12 protein-coding genes and 6 pseudogenes are annotated in these 12,961 nt (G+C 45.9%); 9 read left to right on the forward strand and 9 right to left on the reverse strand.

What is annotated here, in order from left to right:
* Positions 1-25 precede the first annotated feature (25 nt).
* From roxA to FOB24_RS24590, 6 genes are all read right to left on the reverse strand, one after another.
* Positions 26-1,147, reverse strand: coding sequence for a [50S ribosomal protein L16]-arginine 3-hydroxylase (gene roxA, locus FOB24_RS11360; RefSeq protein ID WP_038639870.1), 1,122 nt, complete (start codon positions 1,145-1,147; stop codon positions 26-28).
* Between the two features lie 91 nt (positions 1,148-1,238).
* A complete protein-coding gene (gene phoQ, locus FOB24_RS11365; protein WP_150344919.1) occupies positions 1,239-2,702 on the reverse strand; it encodes a two-component system sensor histidine kinase PhoQ in 1,464 nt (487 codons plus the stop codon).
* Entirely contained in the window at positions 2,702-3,373 is a 672-nt protein-coding gene (gene phoP / locus FOB24_RS11370; RefSeq protein ID WP_042309337.1) for a two-component system response regulator PhoP, read from the reverse strand. Before phoP ends, phoQ begins: the two co-directional genes overlap by 1 nt.
* Positions 3,374-3,446: 73 nt before the next feature.
* Complete coding sequence (locus FOB24_RS11375; RefSeq protein WP_085048501.1) at positions 3,447-4,733, reverse strand: site-specific integrase; 1,287 nt, start codon at positions 4,731-4,733, stop codon at positions 3,447-3,449.
* Entirely contained in the window at positions 4,733-4,948 is a 216-nt protein-coding gene (gene xisR / locus FOB24_RS11380; RefSeq protein ID WP_032943036.1) for an excisionase family protein, read from the reverse strand. Before xisR ends, FOB24_RS11375 begins: the two co-directional genes overlap by 1 nt.
* 66 nt (positions 4,949-5,014) lie before the next feature.
* Positions 5,015-5,563, reverse strand: coding sequence for a 3'-5' exonuclease (locus FOB24_RS24590; RefSeq protein WP_032944379.1), 549 nt, complete (start codon positions 5,561-5,563; stop codon positions 5,015-5,017).
* 312 nt (positions 5,564-5,875) lie between these two features.
* Here FOB24_RS24590 and FOB24_RS24425 point away from each other — a divergent pair.
* The 3 genes and pseudogenes from FOB24_RS24425 to FOB24_RS11400 form a co-directional block, all read left to right on the forward strand.
* Positions 5,876-6,037: pseudogene (locus FOB24_RS24425) on the forward strand (Rha family transcriptional regulator); the annotation flags it as partial.
* 440 nt (positions 6,038-6,477) lie between these two features.
* A complete protein-coding gene (locus tag FOB24_RS11395) occupies positions 6,478-6,846 on the forward strand; it encodes a hypothetical protein (RefSeq protein ID WP_150344920.1) in 369 nt (122 codons plus the stop codon).
* Between the two features lie 101 nt (positions 6,847-6,947).
* A complete protein-coding gene (locus tag FOB24_RS11400) occupies positions 6,948-7,196 on the forward strand; it encodes a hypothetical protein (protein ID WP_150344921.1) in 249 nt (82 codons plus the stop codon).
* Positions 7,197-7,272: 76 nt separating this feature from the next.
* Here the strand turns inward: FOB24_RS11400 and FOB24_RS11405 are convergent, their stop codons facing one another.
* Positions 7,273-7,692 (reverse strand): hypothetical protein, encoded by a 420-nt coding sequence (locus FOB24_RS11405; protein WP_150344922.1) that lies wholly within the window; start codon positions 7,690-7,692, stop codon positions 7,273-7,275.
* Between the two features lie 71 nt (positions 7,693-7,763).
* Here FOB24_RS11405 and FOB24_RS24430 point away from each other — a divergent pair.
* The 6 genes and pseudogenes from FOB24_RS24430 to FOB24_RS11440 form a co-directional block, all read left to right on the forward strand.
* Positions 7,764-7,880 (forward strand): annotated as a pseudogene (locus FOB24_RS24430) (terminase small subunit); the annotation flags it as partial.
* Between the two features lie 229 nt (positions 7,881-8,109).
* A pseudogene (locus tag FOB24_RS11415) lies at positions 8,110-8,469 on the forward strand (HNH endonuclease).
* A 97-nt stretch (positions 8,470-8,566) separates the two neighbouring features.
* Positions 8,567-8,961: pseudogene (locus tag FOB24_RS11425) on the forward strand (primase-like DNA-binding domain-containing protein); the annotation flags it as partial.
* A 252-nt stretch (positions 8,962-9,213) separates the two neighbouring features.
* The gene (locus tag FOB24_RS11430; RefSeq protein ID WP_150344924.1) at positions 9,214-9,459 is read left to right on the forward strand and encodes a hypothetical protein; all 246 of its coding nucleotides are present in this window, start codon (positions 9,214-9,216) and stop codon (positions 9,457-9,459) included.
* A 148-nt stretch (positions 9,460-9,607) separates the two neighbouring features.
* Positions 9,608-10,510 (forward strand): hypothetical protein, encoded by a 903-nt coding sequence (locus tag FOB24_RS11435; protein ID WP_150344925.1) that lies wholly within the window; start codon positions 9,608-9,610, stop codon positions 10,508-10,510.
* 460 nt (positions 10,511-10,970) lie between these two features.
* Positions 10,971-11,147 (forward strand): annotated as a pseudogene (locus FOB24_RS11440) (phage major capsid protein); the annotation flags it as partial.
* Between the two features lie 594 nt (positions 11,148-11,741).
* On the opposite strand, the pseudogene FOB24_RS11445 reads toward FOB24_RS11440, so the two are convergent.
* Together FOB24_RS11445 and FOB24_RS11450 are read right to left on the reverse strand one after the other, a co-directional pair.
* Positions 11,742-11,994: pseudogene (locus tag FOB24_RS11445) on the reverse strand (DinI family protein).
* 78 nt (positions 11,995-12,072) lie between these two features.
* Positions 12,073-12,729 carry a class I SAM-dependent methyltransferase gene (locus FOB24_RS11450; protein ID WP_150344926.1) on the reverse strand — a complete coding sequence of 219 codons (657 nt, stop codon included), beginning with the start codon at positions 12,727-12,729 and terminating at the stop codon, positions 12,073-12,075.
* Positions 12,730-12,961 lie beyond the last annotated feature (232 nt).

Raw genomic sequence — 12,961 nt, forward strand, 5'->3', positions numbered from 1 at the left:
CGCCATCCGGCGCAGTCACAATGATTTACCCTTCGAAGAACCAATACCCGCTGTTAACCAGTGCGGCCAGCATGGCAAGGAAGGATGGATCTTCCAGCGCATCCTCAAAATTCTCGGCCGTCAGTACGATATGACTGGCAAGGGCTTCAAGGGCAGGACGATGCGGCGAGTCAATTTTCTCACCATTGGCGTAGATATCGTCGCCGATGCGTAATACACGCAATCCACCCAGACGCACTAATACATCCCCTTGCTTCAGGGCATCGTAGATTTCGTCAGGCTGGTACGGTGGCTCTGGCGGGGCAATATCCAGTTCATGACGAGACTGAGAAATAAACTCACCAAACCATTGTTGGAAATGTTCAGGTTGATTAATCAGCCCCAGCATCATTTCGCGCAGCTTGTCCATCTCCTGCGGCAGAACGTCAGCCGGATGATCGCGGGGCGGAAGATCCGGATCGCTGTAATACGTGCTGCCCAGTTCACGCTGCAAAACGTAATCGGCAAATCCGCTAATCAGTTCGCGAGTGTTTGGCGCACGGAAGCCCACCGAATAGTTCATGGCGTTTTCCAGCGCGTAGCCTTCGTGTGGGAACCCTGGCGGAATATACAGAATATCGCCGGGTTCCAGCTCTTCATCAATGATGGCTTCAAACGGGTCGACCTGCAGCAGATCCGGGTGAGGGCAGTGCTGCTTCAACTGTAGTTTTTCGCCCACACGCCAGCGACGACGCCCGGTACCCTGAATAATAAACACATCGTACTGATCCAGATGCGGGCCAACGCCGCCGCCGGGTACGGAGAAGGAGATCATCAGATCGTCAATACGCCAGTCCGGCAGCTCGCGAAACGGACGCATCAGCGCCGCGGTTGGCTCATGCCAGTGATTGACCGCCTGCACCAGCAGCGACCAGTTGTTTTCGCCAAGATGGTCATAGCTTTCGAACGGACCGTGGCTAACCTGCCATTTACCGTCCTGGTGGCTGACGAGTCGGCTGTCGACTTCGCTTTCCATTGCCAGTCCAGCCAGTTCGTCAGGAGAGAGTGGATCAATAAAGTTGTTAAACCCGCGTTTTAAGACCACCGGGCGTTTTTGCCAGTGGCGTTCCAGAAAATCGGGCCAGTTAAGTGTGAGTTGGTATTCCATAATGAGCATCCGCAGGCTGGTATCTGCAACCGATTATAACGGATACTTAACCTCAAGCGTGAAGTCAGTACATATTTATTACATGCGACGATTACTCGTCTTTCTGCCCCGGCTGCTGGCGACCAAAAATAACTTCCATGCGCGCGCCGCCCAACAGGCTGTCACCTGCAATAATCTGCCCGTCATACTGTTCGGTGATTTCACGCGCTACCGCCAACCCGACACCTTGTCCTGGTCGTAGCGTATCGACACGTTGTCCGCGGTCAAACACCACTTCGCGTTTGCTATGCGGAATGCCGGGGCCATCATCTTCAACCAGAATATGCAGTTGATCCTCTGATAGTCGCGCTGAAATCTCGACGAACTCCAGACAATATTTACAGGCGTTATCCAGCACGTTTCCCATCACTTCGACAAAATCGTTCTGCTCGCCTACAAAGCTGATTTCAGGTGAGATGTCGAGATTAATGTTAACGCCTTTACGCTGATACACCTTATTCAGCGCCGAAGTAAGTTTATCCAGCAACGGCGCGACAGGATGCAGTTCCCGGCTGAGAAGGGCGCTACTGCCACGCATGCTGGCGCGATGCAGGTAATAGCCAATCTGCTGGGAAATACGGCTGATTTGCTCGAGCATGATGGGCTCCGCGTCGCTTACGTTCATTTTTTCGTTACGCATCGAGCGCATCGTACTTTGCAATACGGCCAGCGGTGTCTTCAGGCTATGCGTGAGATCGGTTAACGTGGTGCGGTATTTGTCGTAGCGCTCACGTTCGCTTTTCAACAGCCGGTTGAGGTTGCGGACCAGACTGGTCAGTTCACGCGTGGTGGCGGGATTCAGCATCTCACGATGATGTTCTTCAAGCTCACGAACTTCACGCGCCAGCGATTCAATAGGCCGCAGGCTCCACCAGGCGGCCACCCATAACAGTGGGATGACTAACAACAGATTAGCGACCAGCACATAAATAAACCAGCTCCAGACCATATACGAGCGCTTTAACTCAATAGGAATGGTATCGACAACCACAATGGTCAGTTGGGGCATTCTGGCGGTGGCTGGGTAGACATTTACCGCTACCGAGTGGGTCATTTCAGCGTCGTCGTCGTCTTCTCTGACTTCTTTTAACTGCTGCTGGGCGGAGTGATCTGCACCCAGCAATGTGCTGGTGGCGTCGACATTGGCCTCAATTTCATGAAAACCGTTCGTTTTAAGCCAGTCGGGTTGAATACTCTTGGTCAACCACGGGACGTTGCGCTGCGCCCACAGCAACTTGCCGTTTTCATCATAAATCAGCGACATTGTGGGGCTTTGCATATCGAGATTTTCGGGCAACTCGACATTAATTTTACCGTTATCCCATTTCGCCAGGGTATAGAACAGATTGCTCTCGCCGCGCAACAGGCGAAACGTGGTTTTATCAAAGCTGACGCTATAACCCACCAGGGCAACGATGCCGTAGGCCAGTGAGAGCACCAATACCACGCCAGCGGTTGCCAGTAAAAAACGTAGCCGTAGCGATAACGGGAAAAAATGACGCAATAGTTTATTCATTAGCGCAATTCAAAAAGATATCCCTGGCCACGCACGGTGGTGATGACGTCGTCAGGATATTGCGCCTGTATTTTTTTGCGCAGACGTCCCATCAGAACATCAATAGTATGACTTTCACGCAGCTCGGCATCCGGATAAAGCTGCAGCATGAGCGAATCTTTACTGACCACTTTGCCGTTATTGCGGATGAGTGTTTCCATTATGGTGTATTCGAACGCCGTGAGCTTGATAACCTCATCATTGACGGATAACTCGCGGCGAGAGAGGTCCACCTGAAAAGGTGGAAGGGAGATAATCTGCGATGCCAGACCGCTGTTGCGACGCATCAACGCCTGCATGCGTGCAGCCACTTCTTCAATGTGAAACGGTTTGGTGACGTAATCGTCGGCGCCGGCGCTGAGCACTTCCACCTTGTCCTGCCAGCCTTCACGGGCGGTTAATACCAGAATCGGGAGTGAAACATCATTGCTGCGCCAGCGGCGGATCAACGACAAGCCATCTTCATCCGGGAGCCCTAAATCAACGATCGCGATATCCGGCAGATGTTCATTAAGGTAATAGTCTGCTTCCTTAGCATCTTCTGCATCATCCACCTGATGCCCTAAATCCTGTAACTGAACCTTGAGGTGGTGGCGTAATAAAGCATTATCCTCGACAACCAGTACGCGCATCATCGTTACTCCCTATATGAACGGTATGAATAGTTTAACGCTGATTATGTGGATTGAAAGCAGCGCTATGAAATTAAATAACTTTTCTCATGCTCCCCTGCCCGTGGGGGCGTCCTGGGGGCAATGCCGTTGGCATCTGATTGTTCAGCATGTTGACCTGATCCTGGTTCATGTCGCCAATCCACTTGGAGTAAACCTCGTACACCATTCGCGCATCTTCATGTCCCATCTGACTCGCTATGAATGACGGGTTCGCTCCGGCCATCAACGTCCAGCATGCGTAGGTATGCCGTGACTGATAAGGATTCCTTTCGCGGATATTGGCAAGTTTAGTGCCTCGCTTCCAGCCATAGGCAATCGAGTTCTTGGAGAAGTAACTGCCTTTTTTTGACGAATATGCTGTCGGTGAAAAAACGAAGCGAAGAGATTGCTGCTCAGTTTTTCCGATCTCCCGATGGTGAAATCGAATTTCTTGCTTCGGATTAGTGCCGGTGACTTCGTATTGTTCCTTCAGTGCATCCAGAGCAGGTTTAAGCAATGTTATCGTCCTTATTCCGGCATCTGTCTTAGGGGGTACAAATACTCGCTTATTCGTCAAACTTCTGGATACGTGGATTTCACCTTTTACCAAATCAATGTCTTCCCATGCCAGGGCGCATATCTCGCCCGGCCTCATCCCCGTATGTACGGCAACAATAATGATTAATGCCTGGCTACGGGGAAGGGCGGCTATCAGAGCCTGGTACTCATGAAGTAAAAGTGGGTCGGGATCATTTTTAGATAACTTGAGTCGCGACACTCCTTCATAAGGAGCATGCAATATAAACTGGCTTCGGTTTGCGAGCTTAAGCATTTCTGATAAAACTGCCATCTGTTTATTGACTGTTGAGGGCGCGCGGCCCTGCCTGGTCAGATTCGGCATTGCCGGGTTAATAATTGTCCCGGTCAATAACTCCTTTCGGTAATGCAAAATATCGGCATGCTCAATATCTACCAGACGGGTATTTTCTCCGACTACACGCAGTAACGTATTTACGACCGAAGTAAGCGATAGCAGTGTTGCACCAGATACCTCTAAGGCTTTGGTGTCTGTAAAAAAATCACTTAGTTCTTTAAACGTGGTAATTTTTTTGGTTGTGATGAACTTCTTAAGCGCTTTGGATTCCGGGAAACGTTCCGCATAGTCGAACTTACCGAGCTGTATTTCACTTGTTATGAGCGCACGAAGATTTCCAGCTTTTTTGATGTTGCTGCTGTTCACCGTCCAGCCGCGAAGGACTTCGCGGCAACGTTTGCCGCGATAGGTAAATGTGATCCGTATTTTTCCATTATGCAGCTCAACGCCGGTTGGAAAGTCCATCATGCATCCTGTACTAATTGGTTAATCTTTGGATAGTTGTACCAAAGCAGACCTTTAGAATTGTCAGTTTCCCCGAGAGCTGTCAGATGTTTGAAATGCACGCCTTCGATCCACAAATTCAACCGATAACTTTTAATTTGTCTTTCCGACAAGCCGGTCTTTTCTGTTAGTCGCGCTTCAACCATCCACTCTTCGCTGAAAATGAGTTGCGACATACATAACTCCGATGCCGCCAGCCACAACAGTACATGCTGCAGCTGGCTGTAAGTGAAAACCTAAAATCAGTTTTTTGTCAGGCGCTGCCAGATTGCAGATACGTATTTGACCTGATGCCGGGCGTCAGAAAGCGCATTGTGCATGTCGCCTTCAAACGGGATGTCGAAGCGCGGGTTGATACCGACAGATTTACCCAGTTCAACCATGGTCCTTACGTCCCTGTCATTCCAGAACGGAACAGCGAAGGGAGTCTCTGTTAATGCATATGCGCGGCGGAGAATGACGTTATCAAACGAGCATCCATTACCCCACAGCTGAACAGTGTGACTACCGTTAGCAGCATTTTCAGCAATGAAGTCAGCCAGTAGTTCAAGGGTTTCACGCAGCCCCATGGCCTCATCAACCAGAATTGCAGAGCGGGCTTCAGATGATTGTTTCAACCACCACTGAATTGTTGACGCATCCGGTTTCATGCCAAACGACATCGATGATTCAAGACTGACAACCTGGTAAAATTCGGCACCAGTGTTACCAGTTGAAGGATCAAAATATACGGCGCCGATAGAGACTATTGGTGCATCAGGACCGCTGCCCATAGTTTCCAAATCAACCATCAGGTGAGTATAAAAAGCGTTCAGGTGATCCGTATCTATATGGTGAACGGGTTCATTATTCAGGGAAGCTGGAGGCTCACCAGTTGCATCAGTGCTTTCAACTGGCAAAGCTGCTGCTTCGCCCTGAGGCACATCAGGATTGGCTTTGATTTCGCTGTTGTCAGTTTTTTCCATCTGCACATCGCTGGTGGTTTCCTCGGTATTGGCTTGATGTAATTTTTCTTCGACGGCGCGCTGGCGTACCTGGTCTACGACAGAAAGCGCTGGCGCCGGCTGGTTACCCATCAGGCCATCAATGGAGAAAACACCGTTGAACAGTTGAGTTGTCTTATGGCAATTGGTGAGGAAATGCAGCATCGCTACGCCATCAAAGATACTCGATCCAAGTTGAAAGGCACGATTGGAAGTAGGCTGATGAATGAGCTAAAGAAAGAGAAGCGGTTATTGGCTTTGGAACATGAGCACATTATGTAAGTAACTCAGCCAGATTTACTGAAGCCACCATAACAAAACTCGTTTCTGGATGGGCTTGATAATAATGAAGTGACTTAAAGCCCATAGTTTAACTACGAAGTTTAATGCGCCAGTGATTTCTGGTGCGTATGTGAGTGCAAGTTCGATCGTGGCTGGGTTATTCATTCTAATCTCCTAGGCTAAATTTGAGGAGATGAATGCGAGTTTTGTAGCGCCTATCGCTCGCACAGCAGGTAGAAGCAGCAGTCTAGTGTACTAGACTGCTTGAATACTCTGAATTAACCAAAAACTTCCACTCGACTGAGTTGGTATTACAGCAGGCATTCACTGAGTGCCTGCGATAATGATGCCACCCAAAGACTTATTTTTGCGGTTAAAGTTTTTATTTCTTTAGCCGATAGTCCAATTACAGGGACTGCCATGATTTTCAAGGTAATACAATGACTAGTGAATCTAAAAATGCCAACATCAAAAAAATTGGTGAGGGTGTCGCAGTAGGTATTGGAGCAGGCGCTGGTGCAGGAATCGGTTCAGCTATCGGAGTTAGCGGCGCTATAGCTGCCGCAGAGGCAACTGTAGCAACAGCAGTAGCTACAGGCGCATCAGCATCTGCGACTACCGCCGCGTTGGCAACAGCAGGTGGTGGTGCGATTGCGGCTGGTGGCACTGGAATGGCAGGAGGAGTAACGGCAATTGCTACTGCGGCAGCAAGTAGTGCTGTTGTTCCTGTTGTCGGATGGGCTATTGCAGGAGCAGCGGTAACAGGCTTGGCAGCCTGGAGCACATATAAATACTTCATTAAAGACTAATCAAATTCGCTCTGTAAACAAGGCCACTATCGAGTGCTTTTTTAATGGTTTTTCTGCATTGAGCTACACTCATTCTGCTATTAACAAGCAGAGGACACACCATGAGTGATAAACCACTGGCTTATGTAGAAGATGATGGGGATATGGTTGTTATCGATATTTTCGATTCTAAAGTCCACGTGGCTCTTATGAACGTAACTAAACCCGAGCACATAGTTCAACAAATATGGCGGCTATCGACAAAGAATAACTATGAAAGCGAAGCTCTCAAACAGGCATTAGAAATTATGTCCCAAAAGATAGGGATTATGAATACCGCTGGCGACTGGACTTTTGTTGGCAACGCCTAGCTATCAGTCATTTACCATCACAGGCCACCTTCTGGTGGCCTTATTCCTAGGCAGCCCCATCGTAATGGCAATTTATCTAGTTCTGTTGTCTCGCAAACTTAACCGTCACATTCTTACCATTGAGGGTTAGCTTTTTCTCGGTGCCTGGAACCATATCCCCTGACCAATTAATGACATCACGATCTTTCACCGCCTGAATCCTAACTCTATACTTATCTGCCTCTTTGGTCACTTGAGATGTGATTGATGCGGATACTGAATTGTCACTGGAAGAAAGGGGAATCACAAGTCCAAGTCCTTGTGGCGGGTAACGTAGATCATCAATTGTTACCATTACCCAGAACATCTCATTTGGGTCAGGGCAATCTTTAACTGTTTGTTTGGGTTCTCCAAATGCTTCGAAGGATGTCGTATTGCACAACTGTTGATTGCTAGCTGCACTGACTACGCTCGACAAGCAAAGCGCTATGGATGCAACGTACATCTGAAATTTCATAAAACCTCCTTTGTTAGTTCATAAAAGACAATCGTCTTTGTCCAGAAAAACTTGAGCGGAAAAATGAACCTATGGCTAAACCGGACTGGGCAGCACTGCAACACCAGTTCCTCGTAGACCATGCCAAAACGGGTATATCACCGAAGGAGTGGTGCGAAGCAGGGAGACTGATTAACACATCTGCACGTTTAGTTGAAGAGTGGACTGACCCGATACAGGTAGATGATCCTGTTCTAAGCATTACTCAGCATAATCGATATTCATTCTCATTTGGTGGATCCTGTTATGCGATCCAACCTGTTACGGGGCGGCGACCGTGCTGATTCTCGCTATTTATGAATATTCTCCGCTAGTTGCCGTTTCCGTTTTTCTCTCCGATTACAACACAATTTGCATCCGACAAACAGGACTATACCGATGCCAGCACGTGTTAAACGCCCAAGCCGACAAAAGGGTGTGCGGCAATCACCAAGGATGTCAGCGGATATTGTGACCAACATCGACAGCAGCATGCTGGTGACGGCTGGCGGAGTTATCAGTCAGGAAAGAGCAGGCAAGAACGTGGATATGGCTGCCCTGGGAAATTAAACGAGCGCGTATTCTTCAGCGGGATAAATACCTGTGTCAGAACCATCGCCGGCAGAAGATAGCGAAGAAAGCTACCAGCGTTGACCACATCATTCCAAAAGCCCATGGCGGCACTGATGATGATGCCAATCTGGAGCCGCTGGCTGGGAATGCCATCGGGCCAAAACAGCCAGAGAGCGTATCCGATGAGCTATACCCATTGCACATACTGTGGCTCACGACTCCATACAAGAGCTAACTGCCCAGAGACATGGGGTGGTTCATCCCGCCTTGCCAACCTTCGATGCGGCTATTGTATGAACAGCAGAAATCAGAAGAGGCTTTGGCAATCAAACGTGAAGGTGATTCTGTGGTGTATTTCTGCGGCTACCTGATGGCGTCGGTAGTGTGTGATGGGATGTTTATCGGTAATGCTGAGATAGTGCCGTTCAGTCCGCGTCGTTATCTTTATCACGCCTACCTGGCATACATGCGCGCCAATGGCCTCAACAAACAAGTATCGTTAATGCAGTTTGGTACGGACATGCATGGAGCAATGGCTGAATATGGAAAGGAGTATCAGAAACGAAAACAAAGCATGGAATACGCTCCAACGTAACTCTGCATGACGATTCAGACGACTGGATGCCGTCATGTAACAATACTTCTGAAAGTACTGGGGCAGAGCAAAGTTATAGATAAAGTGTTCACCAGTATTTACCTTGTCAAAAAGTCTATCTATTACATGATGTTAAGGGGTGAGTACTTATTTATGAAGTATTCACCCGTTCACCTTTTGATTGTTTTTTAGACTAAAGGGTGAAGAGGAGGGTGAACACTTAAAAGTGATGTGTTCACCACTTAATGAATTGAATTTATTTATGAAAAGTGTAAATGTGAACAGGTGAGCACTTTAACGTATATTTTTTAATTTTATAGCTCTGGAGTCACGACATGCCGATCACATACGAAGAACGTATGGAGCATATGGAGACGTTTGGTTTAACCAGTCTAGAAACTATGCACATTACTGAATATCGAAAAGCACTTGAAGAGGAAGCTTTCTTCTGGGATGACCCGCACGGGTTTGTTATGCACACTTTGTCTGGGGAGCGTGTTGTCACCAATACAGAACAACTTGATGCTTTGCTAAAGCATCTTGAAAGCTATAGGGATAATTTGCCTGAGCCATCGAGATAAACGTGAAATATGTTTTTCAAACGTAGTACAAGGGGGACGTGATTAGAATAAGGAACTATTAATATAGTATGGCGCAGTTTCTATATATAATTAAATATTTAATTGCGGATTGTATTAGATAATGATGGGTGAAAGTGGGAGAGGGGTAATGGATTGGATTAAAGTTCCTAATGGTTTAAAAGAGCGATATGCGTCTATATCTAAAGTATCTTATGGGCTTTTAAAGATGTCTATGCTTGAGCAAATAAATATAAATCCTATGCCAATATCTCCTGGGGGGCATAGCAAATCTTATGAGGTTTTTACAAGTGAGTTCAACGCTATAATGTTGGTTGCTCATTTTTATGAGAATTTGGTGTTTTTTGAAGACAAGCGACTGGAGTTGGAGGGAAAAAATGACTTTCAAATAAATATTCCTGGTTTTTATTTTCAACACCCTTCTTTAAACACGAGAACATCAGCTAGATATAAAGAAAATCCAATTATTTCTGATGTTGTAAGAAAGACCAAACAAAAGTTAAACTACTCAAAAGATCAGTCTTTTGTTCTAAGTCAGTTGCATAAGCTTGAATTTATATCCGTTTTTTCTCATTTAGAAGCTTACGTGGAAAGTTTGCTAGTGGAGTTCATCGGACTTGATCGGAAAAAAGCTGCGGCAAAAGTTAGAAAATCATCGTTGCCAGATTTAATGTCTGAGGTTTTAAATTCAATAAATCCTATGATAATAGAAGTTATCAACTATCTGGACAAGGATGCACTACGATTCATAAGATTCTGTCATAAGCTAAGGAATTTACATACACATAATCTAGGGATTGTTAATGATTATTTTTACAGCGAATGTATTAATGATGAATACTTTGTTCATGATGTCTATGAAGATACGAATGAGCCTGTTCTTGAATATGCAAGAATAAATTTTGAATATTTTGATTATGTCTTTAACGTTGGAAACGTTGTGAATCTATCTTCTATGCTGCAACCTTTCAGACTTTTCTCTAGAGAGATTGTTTTCATTACAGAGGCGTTTTGTAATTCGGGTGGGAAATGATATGGGTTTTTTGAATGGAGCTGGTGCGTTTAAATAATAATGACGCATCAGTTGGTTTTTATATATTAATGGTTTGATTAAAAGATTTTTCTGGTACACGTACATGTTTCTTACTTTTTGATAAAGACAAAAGAGGGAGGCGCTTTGCAAGTGTGCAGTATTATATGTCATCAAAACCACTTAGGATTCTTATAATAATTCATATTTATAGTTGGATTTATAACTTGCACAATTTGGCTCATGTTAGATGATTCATTGTAAATTATCTGTTCATTACCTTTCATGGCTGTTCATTATAAAATTCGATTGTTTACTTCATTCTTTTAATCTTTAGTTTAGTGAGTGGCACTCAGACGTGAGCCGCCACTGTCCATCGGGTTCTTCCGGCTGATCCGCGGTTTTCTCACCGGGTGGACAATTCCTTAAAGCACTGGTTTCACGTCTCAACGTAAACCACTCCATGAAGAAATTACTCGAATTACGCCAGCAAAAAAACGAAATCAAAACGCAGATGCGTACCCAGCTTGAAAAAGCCGACAGCGAAAAACGCAGCCTGACCGATGAGGAAGGCAAGCAGTTTGATGAACTCCGCACCCGCGCTCAGTCACTCGATACTGACATCAGCCGCTACGAAGCTTTCCCTGCGCCTGACGGTGAAAGCAGAAGATAACAGCGACCACCTGGCCAGCAGCCTGATCCTGACCGAAACGGAGCACACCTTCCGCAACCTGACGCCGGGGGGCTACTCCACTATGCAGTCATGCTTGAACGCTTGTTAAGAAAACAACAAATTCCTGATAATTGGGTAAGTGAAGCTAGTATTACACTCGATTTCAATGTTAATACTAAAAACGAGCAGTTGAATAAATGCTCAACCTCAGGTGAACCTTTTCAGTGCTGTTGTCAGATAATTGATGATACTGGTCGTGGTTACTCTTCCGTTGTTTATGGCCGGTGCCAAGTTCACTCATCCGTGAAAGAACTAAAACGACTCAAATACTAACTACATAAAAATCTTCTGAACTTCCGCTCCTCGCTCAAAGCAGACTGTCAGATTTGATTGTGTGCTGCTAGTGAAAACCGTCAACTCAACTCTGAGCTAATACATCTAAATGCTCATAACCGCTAACCTCTTAATACAAACCATCTATGGAATATCTAACCTGATTTGAAGTCCTGGTAGCGGAGTTACTTGTTTTCTTCAAAGCCCACGTACGTGGGCACTAGTGCTTCAGTCCTGAACCAGCCACATATCAGCCTCTTCAAACATTTCCTGAACAGTGCGGCTTATCAGTTCCTTCTCATGCTTGCTGGCGTCAGTGTTGATCGCCGGCAGTGTCATCATTGGTTTAACCCGAACATCAGCATCGGGAAAGATCCGGTAAACCCTCTTGGTCAGTTCGCCCAGAATGATATCATTTGCACTGGGCAGCCCATCAAAATTCCCTTTTATCATAAACGAGTTCTATGAACTTATAAGTTATGTGAGAATGGCTGAGTCTAATGTTTGTCCGATGATGTGAGTTGCTGTAACCATATATGTTCAGGATATGGCCTGGATGCTATTTTTTCCCTGAAGCGGAAAACATCACAACAGTACCCTTGACCTTGGTTTTAACATCCTCGAAATGCTCTGAAAGTATTTGTTTTAACCCTTCTTTGGAATCTTCGGTGTTTGAAAAGATGCCTTTCTGATTGTAAATGCTCATCAGTTTTTGACCGAAAGTATTATGCACAACGCCGTCACCAACAATTGTGGCTCCATAGAGAGTTCCATCGTCCGTTAAGGCCTGCGCCGCATTGCGTATTACACAGGTTTTTGTCGATATATTTCCAGGCAGGCAGTGAAGAAGGTAAAACATTGAAATGGAATCAAATTGATCATGTAATGCCGCGGGATAAGGTTCAAAAACATCATGACAAATTTTATGTTGAATTTTTGACTTCCCAGCCCTTGTTGATGCTGCGTTCAGGCTGGCTTCGTTCAAATCCATTAGAGATATCAGACTACTCTCAGGTGCGTGAGTAAGGTAAAACCCAGTTCCGACACCAATATCCAGATGGTTGTTACCTAAATGTTCCAAAAAGTGCGGAAGAAGGTATTCCTTTGTAGGACATCCCCATGCAAGCCGATTTGATACACTCAAAACCCACCAGTCATAAAGTTTTAGTGTGAGTGGTGTGTAAATTTTAGCTCCATCATCTGTGTTTTTTTTCATTAATTTCACCTTGTTATAGTTTTGAAAGTGAATTAAATCAATAATAGCGATGAATTACAAGGGGTTAAATGATGCCACGACGTAGCGATATTGAGATATCTAGGCAAGCTTTGATACAGCAGGGGCCGAATGGCCGGAAGAACGGTTTCTCCAGAAACTGGACGATGAAAGTGTGTCTGTCAATTAGCTGATAAATGCGGCGACACCACCCAGGCCAGCGTAGCCGGTAAAT

This window comes from Citrobacter werkmanii (genome assembly GCF_008693645.1).
Taxonomy (GTDB): Bacteria; Pseudomonadota; Gammaproteobacteria; order Enterobacterales; family Enterobacteriaceae; genus Citrobacter; species Citrobacter werkmanii.